This window comes from Microbulbifer maximicatervae (SeqCode) (assembly GCF_052467505.1).
In genome coordinates this window covers 4947915-4971105 of the sequence record NZ_CP174313.1, presented here as the reverse complement: position 1 = coordinate 4971105, position 23191 = coordinate 4947915, and the positions used below count along the sequence as shown (strand labels likewise).

Below are 23191 nucleotides of genomic sequence, written 5' to 3'. Positions count from 1 at the left end.
AAATACTTCTCAGTCTGGTAATACGGCGTAGTAATCAGTTGCCCAACGCACAGCTAGGCGTTCCTGTGGATGTCTTGCGGGAATCGTGCGCATTTCTCTTTGCCAGTGCAGCAAATCATTGGCAAGAGAAGCTATATTGGCTCTGCCATCCAGCAGGGCCAGGGCCCGTACTATGCGGCGGTAAAACTCAGCCGTATCGCGACTTTTTTGCAACTGAAAAAAACGTAGCTCACTTAAAGGGGGGCGCCCGCCTCTCTCCCGGGGCATAGCCAGGGACCGGGCAAAACTGATATCCATAGCCTCGCTGCTGTCAACATCAATTGTTTTGCTGGTGTTATCAGTTTTTACGTGTGCAATTACGGTGGCTACCAGAGCCGCATCTTCGATACGAATTTGCTCATCTTTCTGCCAGCGCTCAGGCATATCCTTTAAAAAACGGATAAAGGCGGGAGTAGGCATTACATCCATAGGCTCCACCGCACGGCGCAAACGCGCTCGATCGGCCCTGCCAGCTTTGTCATTGAGCCAGCGGTGCCACTCGCGCAGTCGGCTCACATCTGTATCGCTAAGATATTGATATCCGGCCATCACAATTCCTCCTGTTGTTGCTCAACTTTGGCTGTATTATCCAGAGCCTTTAAACTTGCCAGACTGGCGAGCTTATTTCTTAAAAAACGTCGCGCCCGGGTCACTCGCTGCAATTTCAGGTCTTCCGCAGAGCCCTCCATTGACCAATGATCAAACTGCGCCAAGGCCGTTTTTTTCAGTGTGTGTACCCAGGCAATAGCCACCGGTGCAGGTGTTAATTGGGATTTCTTGGATTCGAGGGATAATTGCTTGAGCAAGCGATAAAACTGGCTTTCCGTCGCCTGCCAAAACGCCTGATCGACAAATGAAAAATCCCCTTTAGCCTCATTAGGGTTATTAAACCAGGCAGCCTTGACCCTAAAGCGCAGTTCTTTCAAAGTATCTTTTGCAGCCGTTAAAAGCTGCCCTGCCAGCTGAATAAATAGCGACCGGTACTCGGGGGAAATAGGCAGTACTGGCATTTCCTGTTCATACCAGCAACGTGCTTTCATATTGTCCATGTCATAGCCAAATCCCCACAGGCGTACATCGACATTCGAATCCAGTTCTTCGAGAATTTCCGCATATTCCTCATGGAACAAGCGCACCGCCCCGCTCGCTTCATCGCCATTTGAATGGTCATTCCACATAAGACCCAACCAATGCCGATAACCGAGACCACTCTGTTGACCTTTCAAACTCAAGGGTGGGGCTTTTTTCTTGGGATCACGTCGATAGGGCGTCAGGGGATGAATCCAGGGACCCTCGTAATTAATGCCATAATTCTTAGTGGTATATTCCCGGATTAATTGATTCGTCTGCTCTCCACAAAGGTCGCAGTAATCCTTGCCTTCTCTCGGGATTTGGAAACGTATCCTGCGCGGCATACCCCAGTACATTTGCAGAGGATGGGTATCATTGGGAGACGTAGAGGAACCTTGTTTGTCAGAGAGGCGGGAGGGAGCGAGCCAGGGGAAGATACAACTATCAGAGCTTTCAGACCTCGCCCCAAACTCCTTTTGTGGCAAGATATTGAGCCACAATTTCTGCCAAAGGTTGGCATCTTCTGCCTCTGGAATTATCAATGTGGTCAAAGGGCCACCACCACGCAAACTCGTTCTATGCCCCACTCCTCCGGAGGGGGCGTTAATTTGCAAGGTAAACAAGGCACTAGCGGCACAGCTGGGACATACACCCTGCACCCTACCGCCCTTAATAAATAGATCCTGATTATCTCTACAGGTTTTACTGCCCGGCGCCTCAATCAGTAGGGCAGCAATCGACTTTGATTCCCCCACACTCAATTCCAAGTCCTGCATAAATGCAGGCCCGGACTCTTGAAACAATTCAAAATTGGGAGCGTAGTTTTGCAGCCGTGATTTCAGTGTTTCCTCAGTAGGCGCCTTTTTCCAGTAGACTCCCCAATCATCGACACTTTCAGGTGCAAAAGCTGTTTGCAACAGGCCAATTAAAAACTGGAACAGCGCCCCGCGAAAATCCGGTCGTACCGTGCAAATATCCACGACAGGATTATCCACCTCGGCAATTTGCCAAGGAGCAATTCTTTCCTGCATACCGCATCGCCGGATAATTGGCAGCCAGGAATCTTCAACCAAATTCACCACGATCCTCCCTGATCCAGTCTCCGCCCTCTTACTCCGTTATAGCCATGCTTTTTTCAAGAGCTAAAGGGAACAGTTACACTCAGAGCAGTGCGAGCGCCTCTGCCTCATTTTTGAGTGCTCAATCTCTCAGCGTCACTGCCGGGACACTAATTCCGTTACCTTATGCCACTCTGACTGGGGAAAAATGATCTGGCTCAAGTCTGGGCATCTTTCTCACTTTCCGCACCGGAAATCAGGGTCGCGCCTACTACCTCACACAAAGAAAAGTGCTCAGTTATCGCATAGACCACACACAAGATAAGGGTATTAATCCCATTCGCCTCTCTATATGGGAATATTCCTGTACAGACAATTCCCCCACCCTTTAGCCTGCATCAGCTATTGACCTCAATTGTTAATCAACAGATACAAAAAAGCCCCTTGATGGGGCTCAAAACTAGCGACAGATTCTATTGTGAAGGAAATTTAACGAATCGGTATCCAGCTCAATATAAGTTCATCACTTTTAACCGGCCGGTAGCTATCGGCACTGAATCGCCACTACTAAGCCGTTCAACCCTTACCGACTTCAGATAAAAGAAAAGACTTTATTAACTGCTTCTGACTCTGCTACAGAGCTGACATCATTTCTATTAGGTGTGCGGTGATCCACTACTTTTGATTGTATGGATATACTAGATTGGAGTTCGACTGTGAAAGTGCCGGCAATTATTACCGACACTTTCATACTATTAACTAGAAAATTTCGTAGGTGAAAACTTTTAAATTTACATCTTCAATAGCCTCTAAATCACCCTGAATATCAACTGTCAAGGTATCGCACATATCCGCGGCAATTGAACCATTATCTATCGTTAAGACTACTTCATTGCGAAAATCTGAAATGGGCACATTCGTATAAATATTTTTATCGTCCCTATCAACCCCTATTGCAGTTTGAGTACCATCTTTGGCAACACAACTTGCCGTGATCGAAACGTCATACACATAGTCAAAAATTTTAGGATGATTTTTAGTGTAGCAACGCTCTCCCCTATGGGAATAACGACAAACGACATCTGGCCTCAACCGTCCCAAACCAGATACAATCGCAGTAATATCGAAACTGATTTCTTGCGCACTATCACCCAAGATATCAATCTCAGCAATTCGCCGAGTATCCGAAGTATAAGAGTACTCAGTAACATTATGCTTAACGCCGCTAATAAAAGTCATTTCTGCAAAAGACTGACTCGCTAACAACAAGGCAAACACCGGCAACATAGACTTCAAAAACTTCATTTTTCATCCTTAAAAAAATAATCGAGCAGGCAGTATAAATACCCAAATATTAACTAGCAAGAAGATCCAAACAAAAAATTAAAACTATAAATACTTCAGCAATTACAGCAAAAAAACCTATATATTCAGCCTGCATTCACACTCAGTATGCCTTACAAAAATCTCAAAAAAATATAAATCAAAACTCAAATTAACCCATTATTTAAATCTCCACTTATCTTTTCTCGTCACAAAATTGCAGATCACAACATCCCCATCAAACAACAGGAAACCACATAAAGACAAACTTAGCTTTTATTTGAATATTGCCCCGCGATTAAAAAGCAATAATTAACAAAGCAAAGGAAACATCTATCACATCGCAGACATCGACAACATGTTTAAGTGCCTTATGATATTAAAAAGCTAAAACAAACAAAGTAATAAAATATCAATTCAGCTAGCCTAAAGCTTATTCTCGATCGAATTACAGATTAAGTACTCTTTTATTTTACTTAAAGTACACCATCTCGATTACAAGGTAGCTCCTGGGTTATCTCAAACTGGTTAAGTTGATTTCACTCATTCCAACCACTTTTCTTTATTGCTGAATCTAGCATCAATACTCTTCAATCAATTTTCTGCCACCACTTGATCTACTGATGGAGAAGAAGTAGCAGATATTGACTCCAACTATCCACTCTTTTCCTTATGATCAGCTGATACCCTTCAGAGTCGAAATCTGATGACCTACCATCCTAAAGAGAAAGCAATATCAGGAACCAGCTCCGTTTTTGAGAACTAAGTCTCTCAGCGTCACTTTAGGGGCACTAACTTTATTACCGCATGTCACCCTGATTAGAAAAAATACCTCACCCAAGTCTGGGTATCTTTTCCAGCTCACTAAGGAAGTGTATGTACGGTTGCTTATCAGCCAAAAATCGACTGCTATTATATAAACTGTAAAATATGCAAGGTAATTGCATCAACTTCGGTCATTATTTTGATACTTAAACCCTTTAGTGCAAAGTTATTAGAAACAAATATTAGCTAATTACTTTTAGCACCTCTGCATTTGAACATTAAAAAAGCCCCAAAATAGGGGCTTTACGTTTACTTACTAAGAATTATTTAATCGAAATTTGGCACCAAAATAAGAGCTTCATTTTTTATCTTACCTGCATCCACAGAGACAGCCTCACCATTACTTAGCCTCTCAACCTCAACTGACTCTAGGGTAATCGAAAAGGCCTTACTTACGGGCTTTTCTTCTGGCTCAACTATGTTATTCGAAGAATCAGCACAACCACCAACAAAAGCAGCGATAACTAAAACAAAATAAAAGCGCACATTGGATTTTAAAGGTTTCATATATCCACCAATTAATAGCAGTAATTCCGAAAAACTCTCTGAGGTTTTAAAATTCATACGTCACCAGAAACTGGGCCTCACCAACGGGCAACTGAAACTTTTTGAATAAATCTAACTTCAGATAGCCATTATCAATTGAAAAGAGACCATCGCCGATTAACTCCGAATTACTGGCAATTCCATTGTTATCCATATCCAAATACAAACGCACCCTCTGTATGTCCGATACTTCATCCAACTCACCATCGGCCTTGAGTGTGAGTGACTTCAGCATCGCATCAGCAGAGTCACTCTGTAGGGAGAAAGCCAACACCGGTGCCTCCTCCTCTAACTGAAACTGTGAATTCTCAAGTGCATAGGATTTTATATTTACAATAGGTTCTTTAACATTGAGGGTCGCGACAGCACCAGGATCGACAATAATGCCATTCATCTCTCCGTCATCATCATTGAGGCCACCATCTACCAAGCTAAGCTGGATACAAAAATGGCCCTCATGGAGCCCAGGCTGGTACTTCTCACTACCCGGCTCAGGACAATCACCCAGCTGCCCCAGTGCAGAAGATACACGGTTAAATTCATCCTCAATAAAATCCACCCATCCAACACTTTGGCGATATTTCAGATAACGAGCACCTTCGAGTAAAGCGGCATTTAAAGGGACAACAATGTTAGCGCTTTCCCCAAAATCTGTATCGTAAATAACAAAGTCAAAAATACCATGCAGGAATTTATAGCTATTCTGTCCTGCCAAATTATCCTCAAAGAGATTATCTATATCCTCTAACGTAACCTGGCCCAATTGTTGACCGGCAATATAGGCACTATCACCAAGTCTCAAGCTTGTCCCTTCAGAGCTTTGCATCACTGCACCAGTTCTATTTACCGGCAGCTGGGAACGAACCGCTACCCTATCTAGATAGTCCGGTATTCGATCACCATCTAAATCTAAGAATCCCTCAACGCTGTCACTCAGCCCATCCTGATCAGCATCCTCATTATCGGACAATACAGGGGCACTGCCATCCACTCGCAATATCAGCTTCGCAGTATCTGACAAACCACCAGAATCTGTAACAGTAACAGTAACTTCGAAAGCTCCCGACAAACCTGCTGGATCAAAGGTAAATACGCTTTCACCAGAGTCGTTAAGCTGAACTAGCTTTGGGCTGTTCCAACTATAGGTAAATGGGTCCAGCTCATACTCATCTGTGACCCAGGCTTGAATCTCTGCCGGTCCCTGATCCTCATAAATTACAGCCCTGAACTGGCCAGCTTGAAATAGCTTTGCCGTAACTTTGGGGTAAAAGTTAAATGTAGCGCTAGGTATAAGTGGAATACTTGAAATAGCAACTAAACTGTCACCATCAGCCCAATCTTGGAAACTAATCGTTGACCCAATAACACAAAAGCTATCACTGTCCTCGGAGAAATCACTAGCACCGCACCCGTTATCAACTAAAGGGAATTTAGATAAATCAATAACAGATACTTCATTACCTTCTACTGGAGATTCGAAATTAATATAGGGTAATTCTATCTCAGCACCTGTTAAATCCAAGGTCAGCACTACCGAACTGAATACACATGTCGTATCGAAGCCTCCATTGGAAATTGTACTAGACTCAACCGCTTCGCCCGAGCATCCCTCACTAGGGTTTGCCGAGTCTTCTCCTGCGGGCATAACACCCATGAAAGAAACAACGGTATCAACTGTAGTAAGGTTATGTATTTCCGCCGATTGAGCATGTCCCAGAAGGCCTGAGTGTTCATTTAGAATTGTAAATTCCCCTCCATTGAAGTTTATATATAAATTACTGATGGAATAGCCATTACCTTCAAAGGTCGCAGTAAACGGGTTTTCACTTGTACCGATTGGCTCCCAGCCCAAGCCCTCGTTCCAGTACTCATCATTCGCATCAACATAACTATCGCCATTGGTATCAAAATTCAGGTCTTTGGTCAGCTCAAAGCCATAACAGCCACTTTCTGGGCAACCATAGTTACTACTGTATAAAGTTGATCCGTCTAGGTTGTTACGAATCTCATTAAGATCTTTGAAACTGCGAATCTCAATCAGACCATCATTATCAATATCAAGATCAAGATCAGAAAGAGAGGCGTCAGCTGATACACCTTCCATGGACAGTAGCCCGACAAATATTACTAACCCCCGAAGTGTCGAAAGCTTTTTGTATTTAGTGGTATAAGACTTCAATCGAAAACTCCTTTTTCTATTTTTACCAAAAATCTCAGCCGATTTTTAATTCACTTTCAGAACTCGTGCCGAGAATAGGGATCGCGAAAGGGAAGCAAAATAGTTACTAACTTGATACCGAGCAACTGGAGTAATCCAGTATCCATCCCCCCAAATAAACCCGCAACCAAACCTCCCGGAAAAGCTATTACATAGAATTACAGGCCTACTAGTGAATGTTTCCTGCCTACAAAATCACATCAACCACCGGTGAGCTCTTCAGATGGCTTATAAATTATTGGAGAGGCACCTGGTCTTCAATGAGTGAGCCAGGAAGGGATATTCAAGGCTATGCAGGGCAACTCCTGACAAAGTGAAAGGTTAATATTTTTATTTTTTAAATAGTAAAAAGCCCGGACCAGCCGGGCTTTTTGGGTGATTCTGAGCTTCTTCGTTTCTTGATCAGTGCGGGACTTGAAAAATAACTTCTAGCCAGTGGTTACGGGACGTATAGGAAAGCACAACAAAAAAGTAACACCACTTTGAATCCTCCCTCTACTGAGGCGTCTCAACGACTGAGCGTGATGCTGAAATTCAAGCGTGACTTCACCTACTCCAAATCGACAAAGTGCGAGGTTACCTAATACTGAACAGGCAAGCCGGCTTTAGCAAAAGTGGTTCTCAAAAGACCCCAAAGGGAGTCCAGAATCGCCCCCCCCTTACAACCCTTGGTGGTTGGCAAGGTCCAGGACTTCAAACAGTATGGACCACCAAGACCGCACTATTCAGCTATACATATGCGCGCTTGTAAAAATTTTCATTCGTCTTCGCTATACATACCAGAGTAAAGCCACGTTGAGAAACCGACGAATATTGCACCAACTACAAGATAGCCAATCACCCACAGCCATGGAAAGGCAAGAAGCCAATGCAGGACATAAATTAGGACGAGTATACTAAAACTTATAGACAAGCAACTGCGTAGGGTAGGCATAATTATTCCCTGACTTAGTCAAATAGCTAGTAGTCCATATCATTTCTTGCTGAAATGACTAGCTCTCTACTTGGCCAAAATTGAGATCTAAAGCTGATCTCAGGGCTCAAGCTATATTGATTACATTACTTTGCGTATTGAGCACTGAGCGGAAGAGCCGCATTCGGAGCTACCAGATATCCGCAAGCCAATGATTCTTGCCGCTTGGTTTGGCTGGCTTGTTTTGAGTTGAGTATCTATCTGTAAGGGCCATTGGTGCCTCTACCAGTTTCTAAATTGAACTAGGTAGCACCAAATGTAGCACCAGATAGCACCGGGTGACAACGAACGAGAACGGAGGGCTGTGTACCCTTCAGATAGCAAAAAGCCCGGATTTACCGGGCTTTTTGGATGATTCCGAACTTCCTCGGATCTTGATGTGGTGCCCAGGGCGGGACTTGAACCCGCACGAGCATAGCTCACTACCCCCTCAAGATAGCGTGTCTACCAATTCCACCACCTGGGCAAAAATCTTTTACTGCTGTTCCTCACTTTCCTGGTTAGCAGCTGGCTCTTCTGAACCGGTGCTGTCTGCAGGAATCTGCGGGATATCGCCAGTTTCCAAATCTGTTTCGAGCTGCGGGATATCGCTATCGATAGCCGGCAGTTCTTCGGCTGGGCCAATTTGCTGCACCGCTGCTGGAATTTGCGGAAGGTCCGCATCAACGTTGGTGCCTGCACCTTGCTTAGCCAGGATGGCCAGGCCGAAACTGGTGACGAAGAATACCGTCGCAAAAATTGCTGTCAAGCGGGAAAAGAAATTTCCGCTACCTTGACTGCCAAAAACTGTCTGGGACGCGCCCGCACCAAAGGATGCACCGGCTTCGGCACCTTTACCTTGCTGCAACAAAATCAGGCCAATAATGCCCAATGCGGTCAAAACGTGTACAACTAATACCAATTTTTCCATTTTCTGGAAACTCTCTACCGGGGTCTAAACAACCCGTTATTCAGTATTCGCCAACCCGCGTGCTGTCAATTCAGACAGCAGCGCGACAAATCTCAGCAAACTCGCCGGCATCCAGCGAGGCTCCACCCACCAGGGCGCCATCAATATCTGCCTGGGCAAAAAGCTCCCTGGCATTTGCGGATTTTACACTACCGCCATATAAAATCTGTACTTCAGCACCCAAATCTCCCAACTGCGAGCGAATAAACGCATGTACAGCTTGGGCTTCATCAGGGGTAGCAGTTTTTCCGGTGCCAATGGCCCATACCGGCTCATAGGCAATCACGGACTGCTTCCATCCAGCCGAATCAATGATATCGGCAACCGCTTGAAGTTGTTCTGCAACCACTTCGAGAGTGCGCTCCTGCTCGCGTTCTTCAAGGGTTTCCCCGACGCAAAGTATTGGAGTCAATCCCGCCTCTTGGGCCGCAACAAATTTTTTCGCCACTAACTCACTGGTTTCTCCGTAGAGACTACGGCGCTCAGAATGCCCGACAATAACGTAACGGGTATTCCAATCCAGTAACATGCTAGCGGAAACCTCACCAGTAAACGCCCCTTTGGGCTCCTGGCTAAGGTCCTGGGCACCCAAGCTGAAACCTCCGCTCTTTTCCGCCGCATCAGCCACCAAGCCGAGGTATGGAAAAGATGGGCAAACAACAACACCGGACTTCACACCTTCGAGGTTGAGTTCGGTGAAAAAACGTTCGGCAAACTCGCGGCTGCCGTTCATTTTCCAGTTTGCTGCTACTAGCGGTGTTCGCATGTGTGCTCCTTCAAGGGGCGCAAATCTTAGCGACATTGACGCCAACATACAACCAAAATTATACGAGTTTCTTCTGCGCCCCAAGAGGACCGATTTACTACGGGTTAAATCGCAGCAGATCAGTTATTTCCAATTCGCTCCACCACGGAGGAAATATCTTTGGCCAGCTGTTCCACCAGGGCGCTGTCGCGGCCTTCAACCATTACCCGGATCAGAGGCTCTGTGCCAGATGGCCGCAGCAGCACACGTCCGCTGTCTGCGAGCTGACGTTCTGCATCGACAACAATGGCCTTAACGTCTGTGTGATCGAGAACACCATCGCGATGAGCCAGTTGCACATTAATCATGTGCTGGGGGAACATTGTCATACGGGATTTAAGCTGATGCAAGGGCTCATCAAATTCACACAGGCTACGCAGTACCTGCAGTGCGGCAATGATACCGTCGCCGGTGGTAGAAGCATCGGCACAGATAATGTGGCCTGACGACTCGCCTCCCAGCTTCCACTGATTAGCTGACATTTTCTCAAGCACATGGCGGTCGCCCACTTTGGCTCTCTCAAACGGAATTTTATTTTCGCGCAGTGCGAGCTCAAAACCGTAATTGCTCATCAAAGTGCCGACAACACCACTGCAACCGCCCAGGAATTTATGCTGGTGCATAGCGATGATATACAGCAGCTGATCGCCATCGACCAATTCCCCATTGGCATCGACGAACAACACCCGATCCCCGTCACCATCAAAGGCTATTCCCAGGTCCGCACCGCGCTTAACCACGGCTCGTTGTAATTGCTGCGGTTTAGTGGAGCCGCAATCAAGATTGATATTGAGTCCATCGGGCCCAGCCCCTATTACGCTGACTTCTGCTCCCAGTTCACGAAATACCATTGGCGCTACGTGATAAGTGGCACCATTTGCGCAGTCGAGAACAATTTTCAGCCCCTCCAAGGAGAAACCCCAGGGCGTGGAAGCCTTGCAGAACTCAATGTAACGCGCGGCTGCATCATCAACACGATAGGCGCGACCGAGATCGTCAGAAGTTTCCATTGGCAGCTCGAGAGCGGCTTCGATCTCCAGCTCAACCTCATCCGGCAACTTGGTACCTTCAGCACTGAAAAACTTGATGCCATTGTCATGGTAAGGGTTATGGGAAGCGCTGATAACAATGCCTGCACCGGCATGGAAAGTCCGGGTCAGGTAGGCAATCGCCGGAGTCGGCATTGGCCCCAACAGGGCGACATCAACACCGGCATTAATCAGACCTGCTTCGAGAGCCGCCTCGAACATATAGCCGGAAACCCTGGTGTCTTTACCAATAAGAATGCGAGGTCGACGGTGATGTTTCTCTTTGAAAGTTCTCCCTAATACCTTGCCCGCAGCGTATCCGAGGCGCAGCATAAAATCGGGAGTAATTGCTCCCGTACCAACGCGACCACGAATACCATCAGTACCAAAATACTTTCTTTCCATAACGCTTCTCAATTGTGTACTTCGCCGCTTTTCTGTTCTGTCGGAAAACCACAACAGGACCCTGCGGCTTAAGGTCTCTGTAAGACATCACTCATCAAATTTCGCTGCAAACCAATTGCTGCATGCGCAACACATCCACGGTTTCCGCAACATCGTGGACACGTAAAATTCTTGCACCCTTTTGCGCAGCTAACATGGCCAAGGCCAGGCTACCGGGGAGGCGGCCATCTACATCTCGATCGAGCAGGCGGCCGATCATCGACTTGCGCGACAAGCCTGCCAGTATGGGCATATCCGACGGCGCCAGCTGCGACAAATTACGCAACAACGCCAAATTGTGCTCATCGGTTTTGCCAAAGCCAAAACCCGGGTCGAGAATGAGCCGGTTCCGTGTCACGCCCAGATCGATACAGAGATCGACCCGTTTCTGCAAATACCTGGCGACATCCTCTACAACATCAGTGTAAGACGGATCATCCTGCATAGTGCCGGGCTGACCCTGCATATGCATCAAGCAGATTGCCAAGCCACTCTCTGCGGCTGCTTCCAGTGCTCCTGGGCGCTCAAGGGCACGAACATCATTGATCAGTCCCGCCCCCACCGCAGCTGACTCGCGCATCACAGCCGGGGTACTGGTATCGACAGAGATAATCGCGTCAAAGTTCGCTTTGATCGCCTCCACCACCGGCGCTACCCGATCCAGTTCCTGCTGCTCGGTGACCGGCGATGCGCCAGGGCGTGTCGATTCTCCGCCAATATCCAGGATTGTCGCTCCCTCAGAGAGCATCTGTTCTGCTCTCTGCAGAGCCAGGGTCAAGTCCAGGCTACCGGAGGCATAGCAATTGCCACCGTCGGAAAAGGAGTCCGGCGTTGTATTCAGAACCCCCATAACCACCGGTTGGGAGAGGTCTAGGGTGTGGTTACCACAGATAATTTTCATTGGCTGAAATAAAAAATGCCGGATTGGAACAGGCTATTGCCCTATCCCCAACCCGGCATTTGGTTTTGTCCAGTTAGTCGCTTCGGAGAATCAGTGGCCGTTTAATGGGCCGCCGACGGTATTGCTCTTATCCGCCTCAGTTGAGGCCTCTGTGGTTTCAGTATCCTGGGTCGGGCTGTTTCCACCAGAGCCGAAGTTATTGTCTTCCCAATCCCTCGGTGCGCGAACTTTGCGGCGAGCCATAAGATCGTCCACCTGCTCCGCATCCAGGGTTTCGTATTCCATCAGCGCATCTTTCATCGCTTCAAGAATATCTCGGTTATCTTCCAACAGCTTTTGTGCTCGCTCGTAGCAGACATCGATAATACGGCGCACTTCTACATCAATTTCATTGGAAGTCTTGCCGGAAACCGGATTGCCCTGACCGGGCTGGCCACTTTCATCTTCGCCGTAATGCAATGGGCCGAGCTTTTCGGACAAGCCCCACTTGGTCACCATACTACGCGCCAAGTCAGTGGCCCGTTCGATGTCGTTGGAGGCGCCAGTCGTAACACCGTCGATCCCCAGGGTCATTTCCTCGGCAATACGGCCGCCAAACAGGGAGCACAGTTGCGATTCAATCGCGCGCTTAGACAGGCTGTACTTGTCTTCCTCAGGCAGGAACTGGGTGACACCCAGGGCGCGGCCACGGGGAATAATAGTTACTTTGTGTACCGGGTCATGCTCGGGTACCAGTCGACCAATAATGGCGTGACCGGCCTCGTGGTAAGCGGTATTCACCTTTTCCTTTTCATTCATCACCATGGACTTGCGCTCGGCACCCATCATGATCTTGTCACGGGCGCGCTCAAACTCTTCCATGGTTACCGTGCGTCTATTGGCCCGCGCAGCAAACAGCGCAGCTTCATTGACCAAATTGGCCAGATCGGCACCGGAGAAACCAGGGGTTCCACGGGCAATCGTCTGTGGGTTCACCTTGTCATCCATAGGCACCTTGCGCATATGAACTTTGAGAATCTGTTCGCGGCCGCGAATATCTGGCAGCCCGACAAACACCTGGCGGTCAAAGCGACCTGGGCGCAGCAGGGCGTGGTCCAGTACATCCGGGCGGTTGGTCGCTGCAATAACGATCACACCCTCATTACCTTCGAAACCATCCATCTCAACCAGCAACTGGTTCAGGGTCTGCTCGCGCTCATCGTGACCGCCGCCAACGCCGGCTCCACGGTGACGGCCAACAGCGTCAATCTCGTCGATAAAGATGATGCAGGGAGCCTGCTTCTTGGCTTGGTCAAACATATCCCGCACCCGGGAAGCGCCCACACCAACAAACATCTCAACAAAGTCAGAACCGGAGATGGAGAAGAAAGGTACTTTTGCTTCTCCGGCAATTGCTTTGGCAAGCAGGGTCTTACCGGTACCGGGAGGGCCACACATCAGTACGCCACGGGGGATATTGCCACCCAGTCGCTGGAACTTGGTGGGATCGCGCAGGAACTCGACCAGCTCCTGTACCTCTTCCTTAGCTTCATCTACTCCGGCAACATCGGAAAAAGTTGTCTTGATCTGGTCTTCGCCCAGCAGGCGCGCCTTGCTCTTACCAAATGCCATAGGACCTGAGCGACCGCCGGCTCCGCCCTGCATTTGGCGCATAAAGAACATAAATACAGCGATAATAATCAGGATCGGGAAGCTGGCTACCAGAAGCTGCTGCCAGATACTCGGTGACTCAGGCTCGCGACCAACGAATTGCACATTGCTGCGAACCAGCTCATTGGTGAGTTCATCGTCGATAATCTGTGGCTGGATAGTCTTGAAGCGGCTGCCATCGGCTTTTTCGCCGGTGATTACCAGACCGTCTACGATCACGTTCTTAACTTGGCCCGACTGCACATCCTGAACAAAGTCGGAGTAACTGAGAGCCTCATCCCGTGACTGTGGTTTAAAGTTTTGAAAAACCATCAGCAGTACCGCTGCGATGATCAACCACAGTACTAGGTTCTTTGCCATATCATTCAAAGGGATAGCCCTCTCGCTTTCGCAATCAAAATCCGTTCATTCCGGCAACGCCGGCCACATCAATACCGGATAAAACCAGTATAGGTGCGGGGGGTCAACAGCCTTCGCCCCCGATACAGGTATCGCTTATACCATATGGGGAGTCAGACTAGAAATACGCCGATGTTCTCAGTCGCTCTCAACCCTTAAATCCTCGCGCCACCACGTATACTTCACGTGAACGGGGGCGGGAGGCGCCAGGTTTACGAGTTACGACACTGTTGTAGCTCCCACGCAAGTCGCGGATCAACTCGTCGAAACCCTCTCCCTGGAATACCTTTGCAACAAATGCACCACCGGGCTTAAGCACCTGCCGGGCCATATCGACCGCCAGTTCCACCAAATACATGGAGGCGGGCTGATCAACATCGCGTATCCCACTCATATTGGGGGCCATATCGGAAATCACAAGGTCTGCCAGTTCATCGCCCATGCGCTGTAACAGTTCACTGAGCACCGACTCCTCGGTAAAGTCCCCCTGGACAAAGTCCACACCGGCCAGCGGGTCCATCGGCAATATATCTGACGCCAAAACCTTACCTTTGTGCCCTACCAACTCCATCGCTACCTGGGACCAGCCCCCTGGAGCCGCACCTAGGTCGACAACAGTCATTCCCGGCTTGAATAAGCGGTCCTTATTTTGTAGCTCCTGCAGCTTGTAGCTGGCACGGGAGCGATAGCCCTCTTTTTGGGACTGTTTGACGTAATGGTCATTAAAATGTTCACGCAGCCAACGGTGGCTGCTCTTAGATCGGCCCATCGGGTACAATGCCTACAATCACTACAGCTTAATTATAAGAGCGGCCACTGGCCGCGATCGGGTCCGCCGAACAAACGCTGGCGACGATCGCGATCTGTGGCCGCTCCCACATCGAATTCCACAAAGTGGTAATGGAGTATTGTATGCCTTTAACCGCCGACCGCAAAAAAGCTCTTCGCTCTCTAGGTCACAACCTGAAACCTGTCGTAACCGTAGCCGGCAATGGGCTGAGCGAGGGGGTGATGGAAGAACTGAACCGTGCACTCGAAGACCACGAGCTGATCAAGGTCAAACTGATGATCGCCGACCGGGAAGTACGCCACCAAATCGTTGGTGAGCTTTGCGAAAAATCCTCATCCGAGCTGGTACAGGAAATCGGCAAGATTGCCCTGATTTTCCGTGCGGCGCAGAAGCCGGATATTCGCAAGTCCAACCTGCTGCGTTAAACAAAAAGGGGAGCTAATGCTCCCCTTTCTTTTCTCAACCAGTGGAAACAGGCTTACACATCACAGGCAACTCCCAGGATTCTCCATTGGACAGTCGCCTCAACCAGCACTTCTCACCATTGCCGACTAATTGAAACTTGATCGGCCGCCCCATATCCCGGCCAATCAGAGCCATCTTTTTGGGATCATTCTCAATCACCAAAATAGTATCGTCCACAAACACCCTCGGGCCTAGGGTCACATTAACCCCGCCCAGCGCTTGCGAAACTGCCACCTGCAACTTGCCCTGAATCTCCGGGCTCGTTTCCTGTAACAGTGCCGGTTGTGCAGTTTCAATATTTTGCTGGGAGGAGCAGCCAAGACACACCAATGCAAAACCACAAAGTTTAGCCAAAGCTGCCTTTTTCATTTTATTTCACCATTATGCGGTTACTGCGAGAGACTTCCTTGGTCACTCGTGCATTGAAAGCGGGGGCACCCTCGCTTTCACCGGAAATGGAGAATGCGCTAACCGCAATATCTCCACATTCGCCAGTCTCAATGTAATTCAACGCAGTGGCAAACCGCGCTTCATCAGCATCACCCAGGAGATTGTCAAAGTCATCCCCAATCACACACCCGGGCAAATCGGCATCAGTTCCATAATTACCATTGGGTACAAAACCATCGGAGTAATCGCCAAAGCCTTTTGCATTCACACCGGAGAACTGAATTGTGAAGTAAGTAGTGCCACAGTTATCCAGGGGGTAAAAACCGTAAGGCTTACCGCAAGTAGTCTCACCGATCTGAATAACTTCTACATCAATTCCGCGCAAGCCATTGATAATGGCCTCACTGGCTGAGCAGGTATTTTCACTGGTTAAGACAAACAGTCGCGACAGGTTTAAAGTCGGCAATTCTTCCCCGTATAAAGACTCATCAACAAAGCCCAGACCGGTCGAGTAGAATGGAGTCCCATCCAATGGCGCTCCGGTAACAGGGTTTGTTTCCGGGTGTTGATCATTAAATTGGGACGTTTCAAATACCTGTCCCGCAGTATTATCACCTGCGATCATATAAGCTAACTCTGCAGCGATATCGAGGTAACCACCACCGTTATAACGAAGGTCTAGTACTAAATCGTCAACAGACTCAGACTCAAGCTCGCTGACAGCATCAATCAATTCCGCTTCGGCTGTCGCAATATGATCATTGAACAACATATATCCGACTTTGCGGCCCGAATTTGTGTCCACAGTTTTAACATATTGAACAGGATCTGATTGCACTGGTGATGCAACCAAAGTGACAGTCTCAATCGTTGAAGAACCCAAAGGTCTTATTTCAAATACATGGGACTCACCATCGTTTTCCGGCCACATACCGTAATTTAAGGTATCGACATCATCACCATAAGCCAGGTCAACGCCGTCCACACTGATAACTTCTGCACCGCGGGTGATAATATCCGGCAGATTACCACCGTTTTCCTCATCCAGATAAGCGACTACCGCTTTACGTGGCGGCTTATCGGAAAGTAGGGCCCACTGGACACCATAACCAACGTACACACCAGATTCAGTTTGTGAATACCACTCATCTGACGGAACCGTATAATGGAAGCGGTCCTTTTCTCGACCGGAGGGAGTTAGAGCGAAAGTTCTTAGCTCTTCGAAATAAGCTAAAGAATCATCGAAGCTCGCTGGATCCTGGTCTTCAATCTCGTCGTACCATAGGTAGAGCTCATTACTCATTGAGCGCAGCCAGTTATTCTCGTCCTCGCGGGTGCCCGCTACATCAGCATAAGCTGAACCCGTTGCTGGGTCTGTGCCACTACGGGGAGCAACACACCGGCTCGCATAAGTTGAGACAGGCAGAAAGTTATCCTTTTCCCAAGTGCCGCCAACGGCAGTTGGCGTCTCAGAACCATCTCCACTATCAGAGTCAGAGCTACCTCCGCCTCCCCCACAGGCTGCCAAGCCTAAAGCTCCCAGAGTAACAACCCCTGCTAAAGCTAGCTTACGTAGACGGATTTCCATCCCCAAACTCCTATTAACCTTTTTATTAGTAAAGATATGTAAAGCGGTGGAGCCTACCACTATTTGAAAAAGGGTTCGATAACCAAGTTTTTCATCAAAAGAAATTGCTAAACCAAAATACAGAAAGGCCTGAAGAGGCACATCACAATTTGTGCCCCACCAGGCCTTTCAGTACAAAACAGGTTAATTACTATTAATAACCCGAGTCAGCAACTAATTGCCGACTTTACCCAAAACCCCCTGCAAACTATCTTTTGCATCACCGAACAGCATGCGTGAGTTTTCTTTGTAAAACAGCGGGTTAGCAACTCCCGCATACCCGGAAGCCATAGAGCGCTTAAGGATAACAACCTTACCAGCCTTCCAAACTTCCAATACCGGCATGCCTGCGATAGGCGAGCCCGGTTTTTCCACTGCATCCGGGTTTACCGTGTCGTTAGCACCGATCACCAAAACCAAATCTGTAGCGGGAAAATCTGGATTAATCTCATCCATTTCCAGAACGATATCGTAGGGCACATTAGCCTCAGCCAAAAGCACATTCATATGTCCGGGAAGACGTCCAGCTACCGGGTGAATACCAAAGCGCACTGTTTTGCCCGCTTTTCTCAGACGATCGGTCAAGTCACTAACCGCCTGCTGTGCATGGGCTACCGCCATTCCGAATCCGGGAACAATAATGATACTGTCCGCCGCATCCAGTTCATCCGCAAGCTCCTGTTGATCAATGGCAATTACTTCACCATCGACTTCCTCATCGGAAACTTCACCACCATCAGAGCCAAATCCACCGAGAATAACGCTGATAAAAGAGCGATTCATTCCCCGGCACATGATGTAACTCAGGATGGCACCGGAAGAACCCACCAAGGCGCCCACTACAATTAACAGGTCATTGCCCAGCATAAATCCGGTAGCGGCAGCGGCCCAACCGGAGTAGCTGTTTAGCATGGATATAACCACCGGCATATCAGCGCCGCCAATAGCCGCCACAAGGTGAATACCTAACAGCAATGCAATTGAGGTCATTAACAGCAAGTTAATAACCGTACCCGCATGCACATCTGCCGGTACAAACAACACACCTAGAACAATACAGGCCAAAATGGCAATCAAGTTAAGCCAGTGCCGGGCCGGTAGCATTAATGGTTTCCCGGAAACCAATCCCTGCAACTTACAAAAAGCAACCAAAGAACCGGTCAGGGTAATTGCCCCAATAAATACACCCAGGTATATCTCAGTGCTGTGGACAACATGAGCAGCCCCGTGTAACTCCACAACCGGGTCGAGGAAACCGCCCCAACCAATTAATACCGCAGCCAGGCCGACGAAGCTGTGTAGCAAAGCCACCATTTGTGGCATTTGAGTCATAGCCACACGCTTGGCTAGTGCCAAACCAATCACCGCACCGACGATCATGGCGATGGCGACCATCCAGTAAGCCCCGGCGGCCACTCCAGCAATAGTGGCGATAATGGCAACTGCCATTCCCACCATGCCGTAAATATTTCCCCTGCGCGCAGTTTCGTGACTGGATAAACCTCCCAGGCTCAAGATAAACATCACTGCCGAGAAGAGATAAGCCATTGCAATCATACCGTTCATCACTCTCTCCTCCCCTTACCGGCGAAACATTTTCAACATACGGTAGGTCACAAAGAAACCACCGAATATATTAATACTGGCCACCAACACGCCGATGAAAGCAAGCAGGCTCACCAAACCCGAATTGGCAATTCCAAGCTGTACTAATGCACCAACAACCACAATGCCGGAAATTGCATTAGTAACACTCATTAACGGAGTGTGTAGCGCATGGGTAACATTCCAAATCACTTGCCAGCCAACAAATATTGCCAGGACAAATACGGTAAAGTGCGAGACGAAATCAGGAGGTGCCACACGACCCAACCACAACAATAAGATTGCCGCGATCGCCCAAAATGCAAAAATAGATACGGGAGATTTTCGTTTCTCAGCTTTCTCCTCAACAATTTTCACTTCCTCAGTAGCTTTCACCGATGGCTTGGGCTGAGCCGAAATTTTTGGTGCGGGTGGAGGCCAGGTAATCTCACCGGATTTAACCACTGTGGCACCACGAATCACTTCATCTTCAAAATTGAGATTAATCTCACCATCTTTCTCTGGAGTTAGCTCCCCAAGCAGGTGAGCGAGATTGGTTGAATACAGGCGCGAGGATTGTGCCGCTGCTCGACTGGGTAGATTGGTATAACCAAGAATAGTGACGCCGTTCTGCTCCACTTTTTCATGAGCCACCGTATAGTCACAGTTACCGCCCATTTCTGCTGCTAAATCCACGACGACAGAACCTTTAGGCATACTGTCGACCATATCTGCAAGCCATAATTTCGGAGCGGGTTTCCCCGGAATTAAGGCAGTGGTAATCACAATATCCACTTCTTTGGCCTGCTCGCGGAACAGTGCCATTTCAGCATCAATAAATTCCTTCGACATCACCTTGGCGTAACCACCGGAGCCCGAGCCTTCCTCCTCAATTTCTACGGTGAGGAATTCAGCCCCCATGGACTCCACTTGCTCACGTACTTCAGCGCGGGTATCGAAGGCCCGCACTATAGCTCCCATGCTTTTTGCCGTACCTATTGCAGAGAGCCCCGCTACACCAGCACCAATAACAAGTACTTTTGCCGGGGGAATTTTTCCTGCTGCCGTGATCTGCCCTGTAAAGAAGCGACCGAAATTGTGGGCAGCCTCCACAACCGCACGATAGCCGGCAATATTTGCCATGGAGCTGAGCGCATCCATTTTTTGCGCGCGGGAAATTCTTGGAATCGACTCGACCGCTAGCGCATTGATATCGCGCTCGGCAAGCTTCTGTAGGAACTCGGCATTTTGTGCCGGCTTCAGAAAGGCGATCAGCGTAGCCCCTTTGGGAATCAGGGCCAACTCTTGATCAGTTGGTGCTTGTACTTTTAATACTATGCCCGCATCAGCCAGGCACTGTTGCATATCCTCACGGATTTCTGCACCGGCTTCAGCATAAGCTTCATCAGTAAAACTGGCCCTGTTACCAGCCCCCTTCTCCACCGCTACGGAAAAACCCAAATCGCGTAATCGTCTTACGCTATCGGGAGTCGCTGCAACACGTGCTTCTCCCTCTGCGGTCTCTCTAGGTATGGCTATAATCACCGCCGTGCCCCTCTTAGTTGATTTTATGAACTTACAGCTACATCTACCTCAAAAAGTATTGGATTGCCCAATTTATAAACAGATCGAGTGTAAACGTCGTCAAAGGGGATGAAAAGGGGGATAACCTGATAGCCGTAATTGGTGAAATTAATAAGACTATATATCCTGAATTGGCTATATAGACCTGAGAGAAATAAGCAAAAATTAGTCTCGCTCGAAACCTTTTCCCTGAAGTTAAATTGCTATTTGTTTATCCAAAATATAAGGGATTTTCCTTTTTGAATGGCCTCACCGATCAATTCACTATGAATTTTTAATCCAAAAGAATCCCCACGGTAGAGCAAGCACCTGCAAATAAACAGAAACTACAAAAATTTAGGGGTAACTGACTATTTTTAATAACCAAAAATAGATCACCAAATACATCATGTTAGTTAAATATTATCGGCGAATACGGATGCCACATTACGTTTATAACAAAAAATAACGCGCCATGTGACAGTCTATTCACGCAAACCACAAATGTGCAGATGATTTTGCTTCCATAGTACCAAGTCACACTTTTCTGCCTGAAAAATATGTACTAGCCCCCTACTTGTGCAAAAAAAACAATATCCGCAGAATGTCGCACCAGGAAAAAGCAGTAACATCAGATTTATCTCATGGAATTAGAGACATACATCCACTCCCCCACCTCTGCGTATTTGGCACAACTATTGATTAAAAGTTGGTAAAGCCCAATAAAAATTATTAGATGAGTGCCGCAGTAAATTGTGACTAATCCAAGCCCTGGAATCATGCTGGTCGATGACAATCCCGAGCGCGCCCACTTGGTTTGTGAGCGATTACGTGCTGCTGGCTACAGTATTCTCGCCCAGATCAACAGTGCCGAAGGCCTCCTCTTCCAGGTGGAAAAATACCGTCCGGATATTGTGTTGATAGATATCGAATCCCCGGACAGGGATATCCTGGAAAGCCTGGCCATAGTTAATCGTGAGGCGCCGACTCCGGTGGCCATGTTTTCAAGTAGCGGCAACGCAGACTTCATTAGCCGCGCGGTCGACTCCGGGGTAAGCGCCTATATGGCCGAGGGGATGACCCCAGAGCGCGTGGCACCAGCGATAGAAATCGCTATGGCACAATTTAAACATTTCCAGCAATTGCGTCAGTCTCTCGAGCGCACCCAGCAGCAACTCACAGAGCGAAAAGCAATCGAGCGGGCCAAAGGGCTATTAATGGCCAAGAAGAACCTCAGTGAAGAGGATGCCCATAAGACCTTGCGCAATCTCGCGATGAACAGCAACTCAACCATCCATACAGTTGCCGAGCAAGTTATCCAATATTTTCAGAAAGAGCATTAGAGTACCGATGTCAGCCCTTCTGTGCCCGGAAAAAAAGACCATCAAACTGCTTTACCTGCGCCTGACCGACAGCGCACCGCTGATTGTCGCCAAGGAACTAGGCTACTTCCAAGAACATGGATTAAAAGTACAGCTGCAAAAAGAAACAAGCTGGGCCACCCTGCGAGACAAGTTAATTGCGCGCAAGGCAGATGCTGCAGCAATGCTCGCTCCTATGCCCCTGACACTGGAACAAGCTTTACCCAATTGCCACGAACGCTTGTTAAGTGGGTTAATTCTCAGCTGCAACGGTAACGCTATTACCCTTTCCGCAGAATTATTCGAACGCCTGCAAAATTACTGTGAAGGTGACTCTCAAAGTGATATCGCCTTGGCACTTAAGCGCTATCTGCATGGCAATAAACACCCTCCTACTGTCAGACTCGCCACAGTTTATCCATTTTCAAGCCATAGCTTGCAATTAAGGTACTGGTTGCGCTCCGTCGATATCGACCCGGACCGGGATATAAAACTGGTGGTATTACCGCCTGAACAAATGCTGGAAAACCTCCACAGTGGCGTTATCGATGGCTATTGTGTAGGCGAACCCTGGAACTCCCTGGCCGCCCACAAAGGGTCCGGAGTGGTCATTGCAGCCTGTAATACACTGCTGCCAGCTATGCCGGAAAAAGTGCTGACAGTCACTGAAAGCTGGCATCAAGCCAACCCTGCAACCCACCTGGCCCTAAGGGCCGCTCTTCTCAAAGCCTGTACCTGGCTTGCCGCACGCGCAAACAGAGCCGAAGCTGCCAAGCTCTTGTCCCTGGGGCAATACCTCAACCTGCCTGAGGAGCTGATTCAACGCTCTCTCAATGACCAGATTCTCTACCATCGGGACCGGGAAATCCTCGCCAATCCCGGCTGGCACCTCTTTGCCCATATTGATAACGACTGTGGGCGTCCAACTCAGGAAAAAGCACGGCAGCTACTGGAGATGTATTCAGATCTGGGGAGCTCGACACTTCGTGCAGCAGAAGCCTATCGTCCAGACCTCTACCGGCAAACGGTGGATTTCCTGCTCGCAAAAAAATAGTGGCACATTAATTGAATGGAAATAATTCGATGATGCAATTGCCTTCCCTCAGGCGCATCAGCGCGGTGAAGCGGTTGTTCGCCGAATATAACGGGCAACGAAGTCCATCGTCTGCAGTCAAGCGGCTG

General features: G+C 48.4%; 18 protein-coding genes and 1 tRNA gene. 3 read left to right on the top strand and 16 right to left on the bottom strand.

Features of this window, described 5'->3' with window-relative positions:
• Positions 1 to 9: 9 nt before the first annotated feature.
• The 12 genes from casB to rlmE all read right to left on the bottom strand — a co-directional run bounded on the left by casB (position 10) and on the right by rlmE (position 14998).
• The gene (gene casB, locus ACJJIN_RS21785; protein WP_444896171.1) at positions 10 to 588 is read right to left on the bottom strand and encodes a type I-E CRISPR-associated protein Cse2/CasB; all 579 of its coding nucleotides are present in this window, start codon (positions 586 to 588) and stop codon (positions 10 to 12) included.
• Positions 588 to 2189, bottom strand: coding sequence for a type I-E CRISPR-associated protein Cse1/CasA (gene casA, locus ACJJIN_RS21780; protein ID WP_444896170.1), 1602 nt, complete (start codon positions 2187 to 2189; stop codon positions 588 to 590). Before casA ends, casB begins: the two co-directional genes overlap by 1 nt.
• A gap of 738 nt (positions 2190 to 2927) precedes the next feature.
• On the bottom strand, positions 2928 to 3473 hold the full coding sequence (locus tag ACJJIN_RS21775) for a hypothetical protein (protein ID WP_444896169.1): 546 nt from the start codon (positions 3471 to 3473) through the stop codon (positions 2928 to 2930).
• Between the two features lie 1110 nt (positions 3474 to 4583).
• On the bottom strand, positions 4584 to 4880 hold the full coding sequence (locus ACJJIN_RS21770) for a hypothetical protein (RefSeq protein WP_444896168.1): 297 nt from the start codon (positions 4878 to 4880) through the stop codon (positions 4584 to 4586).
• Entirely contained in the window at positions 4870 to 7041 is a 2172-nt protein-coding gene (locus tag ACJJIN_RS21765) for a hypothetical protein (protein ID WP_444896167.1), read from the bottom strand. Before ACJJIN_RS21765 ends, ACJJIN_RS21770 begins: the two co-directional genes overlap by 11 nt.
• Positions 7042 to 8433: 1392 nt before the next feature.
• A tRNA-Leu gene (locus ACJJIN_RS21760) sits at positions 8434 to 8519 on the bottom strand.
• Positions 8520 to 8528: 9 nt separating this feature from the next.
• Positions 8529 to 8963: a preprotein translocase subunit SecG gene (gene secG, locus ACJJIN_RS21755; protein ID WP_413663227.1), complete on the bottom strand. Its 435-nt coding sequence runs from the start codon at positions 8961 to 8963 to the stop codon at positions 8529 to 8531.
• A 70-nt stretch (positions 8964 to 9033) separates the two neighbouring features.
• Positions 9034 to 9768: a triose-phosphate isomerase gene (gene tpiA / locus ACJJIN_RS21750; protein ID WP_444896166.1), complete on the bottom strand. Its 735-nt coding sequence runs from the start codon at positions 9766 to 9768 to the stop codon at positions 9034 to 9036.
• 119 nt (positions 9769 to 9887) lie between these two features.
• The gene (gene glmM, locus ACJJIN_RS21745; protein ID WP_444896165.1) at positions 9888 to 11240 is read right to left on the bottom strand and encodes a phosphoglucosamine mutase; all 1353 of its coding nucleotides are present in this window, start codon (positions 11238 to 11240) and stop codon (positions 9888 to 9890) included.
• 94 nt (positions 11241 to 11334) lie between these two features.
• On the bottom strand, positions 11335 to 12180 hold the full coding sequence (gene folP, locus ACJJIN_RS21740) for a dihydropteroate synthase (protein ID WP_444896164.1): 846 nt from the start codon (positions 12178 to 12180) through the stop codon (positions 11335 to 11337).
• A 90-nt stretch (positions 12181 to 12270) separates the two neighbouring features.
• Positions 12271 to 14190 (bottom strand): ATP-dependent zinc metalloprotease FtsH, encoded by a 1920-nt coding sequence (ftsH, locus tag ACJJIN_RS21735; RefSeq protein WP_444896163.1) that lies wholly within the window; start codon positions 14188 to 14190, stop codon positions 12271 to 12273.
• A 187-nt stretch (positions 14191 to 14377) separates the two neighbouring features.
• Complete coding sequence (gene rlmE / locus ACJJIN_RS21730; RefSeq protein ID WP_108734402.1) at positions 14378 to 14998, bottom strand: 23S rRNA (uridine(2552)-2'-O)-methyltransferase RlmE; 621 nt, start codon at positions 14996 to 14998, stop codon at positions 14378 to 14380.
• Positions 14999 to 15141: 143 nt separating this feature from the next.
• On the opposite strand from rlmE, the gene yhbY reads away from it, so the two are divergent.
• Entirely contained in the window at positions 15142 to 15444 is a 303-nt protein-coding gene (gene yhbY, locus ACJJIN_RS21725) for a ribosome assembly RNA-binding protein YhbY (protein WP_108734403.1), read from the top strand.
• 34 nt (positions 15445 to 15478) lie between these two features.
• On the opposite strand, the gene ACJJIN_RS21720 is transcribed toward yhbY, so the two are convergent.
• The 4 genes from ACJJIN_RS21720 to ACJJIN_RS21705 form a co-directional block, all read right to left on the bottom strand.
• Positions 15479 to 15853: a hypothetical protein gene (locus ACJJIN_RS21720; protein ID WP_444896162.1), complete on the bottom strand. Its 375-nt coding sequence runs from the start codon at positions 15851 to 15853 to the stop codon at positions 15479 to 15481.
• Position 15854: 1 nt separating this feature from the next.
• On the bottom strand, positions 15855 to 17462 hold the full coding sequence (locus ACJJIN_RS21715) for a S41 family peptidase (protein WP_444896161.1): 1608 nt from the start codon (positions 17460 to 17462) through the stop codon (positions 15855 to 15857).
• 213 nt (positions 17463 to 17675) lie between these two features.
• Positions 17676 to 19067 carry a Re/Si-specific NAD(P)(+) transhydrogenase subunit beta gene (pntB, locus tag ACJJIN_RS21710; RefSeq protein WP_413663233.1) on the bottom strand — a complete coding sequence of 464 codons (1392 nt, stop codon included), beginning with the start codon at positions 19065 to 19067 and terminating at the stop codon, positions 17676 to 17678.
• A gap of 15 nt (positions 19068 to 19082) precedes the next feature.
• Complete coding sequence (locus ACJJIN_RS21705; RefSeq protein WP_444896160.1) at positions 19083 to 20630, bottom strand: Re/Si-specific NAD(P)(+) transhydrogenase subunit alpha; 1548 nt, start codon at positions 20628 to 20630, stop codon at positions 19083 to 19085.
• A 773-nt stretch (positions 20631 to 21403) separates the two neighbouring features.
• Here ACJJIN_RS21705 and ACJJIN_RS21700 point away from each other — a divergent pair.
• The gene (locus ACJJIN_RS21700; RefSeq protein WP_413663235.1) at positions 21404 to 21991 is read left to right on the top strand and encodes an ANTAR domain-containing response regulator; all 588 of its coding nucleotides are present in this window, start codon (positions 21404 to 21406) and stop codon (positions 21989 to 21991) included.
• Between the two features lie 7 nt (positions 21992 to 21998).
• Positions 21999 to 23063, top strand: a complete 1065-nt coding sequence (locus ACJJIN_RS21695) for a CmpA/NrtA family ABC transporter substrate-binding protein (protein WP_444896159.1) — start codon at positions 21999 to 22001, stop codon at positions 23061 to 23063.
• The last annotated feature ends 128 nt before the right edge of the window (positions 23064 to 23191 follow it).

What these genes read in the sequence shown, in the direction of transcription:
- folP (WP_444896164.1), bottom strand. Translation starts at nt 12,180, where the DNA reads ATGAAAATTATCTGTGGTAACCACACCCTAGACCTCTCCCAACCGGTG.
- secG (WP_413663227.1), bottom strand. Translation starts at nt 8,963, where the DNA reads ATGGAAAAATTGGTATTAGTTGTACACGTTTTGACCGCATTGGGCATT.
- ACJJIN_RS21775 (WP_444896169.1), bottom strand. Translation starts at nt 3,473, where the DNA reads ATGAAGTTTTTGAAGTCTATGTTGCCGGTGTTTGCCTTGTTGTTAGCG.
- ACJJIN_RS21715 (WP_444896161.1), bottom strand. Translation starts at nt 17,462, where the DNA reads ATGGAAATCCGTCTACGTAAGCTAGCTTTAGCAGGGGTTGTTACTCTG.
- ftsH (WP_444896163.1), bottom strand. Translation starts at nt 14,190, where the DNA reads ATGGCAAAGAACCTAGTACTGTGGTTGATCATCGCAGCGGTACTGCTG.
- tpiA (WP_444896166.1), bottom strand. Translation starts at nt 9,768, where the DNA reads ATGCGAACACCGCTAGTAGCAGCAAACTGGAAAATGAACGGCAGCCGC.
- glmM (WP_444896165.1), bottom strand. Translation starts at nt 11,240, where the DNA reads ATGGAAAGAAAGTATTTTGGTACTGATGGTATTCGTGGTCGCGTTGGT.
- rlmE (WP_108734402.1), bottom strand. Translation starts at nt 14,998, where the DNA reads ATGGGCCGATCTAAGAGCAGCCACCGTTGGCTGCGTGAACATTTTAAT.
- yhbY (WP_108734403.1), top strand. Translation starts at nt 15,142, where the DNA reads ATGCCTTTAACCGCCGACCGCAAAAAAGCTCTTCGCTCTCTAGGTCAC.
- casB (WP_444896171.1), bottom strand. Translation starts at nt 588, where the DNA reads ATGGCCGGATATCAATATCTTAGCGATACAGATGTGAGCCGACTGCGC.
- ACJJIN_RS21770 (WP_444896168.1), bottom strand. Translation starts at nt 4,880, where the DNA reads ATGAATTTTAAAACCTCAGAGAGTTTTTCGGAATTACTGCTATTAATT.
- ACJJIN_RS21720 (WP_444896162.1), bottom strand. Translation starts at nt 15,853, where the DNA reads ATGAAAAAGGCAGCTTTGGCTAAACTTTGTGGTTTTGCATTGGTGTGT.
- ACJJIN_RS21695 (WP_444896159.1), top strand. Translation starts at nt 21,999, where the DNA reads ATGTCAGCCCTTCTGTGCCCGGAAAAAAAGACCATCAAACTGCTTTAC.
- pntB (WP_413663233.1), bottom strand. Translation starts at nt 19,067, where the DNA reads ATGAACGGTATGATTGCAATGGCTTATCTCTTCTCGGCAGTGATGTTT.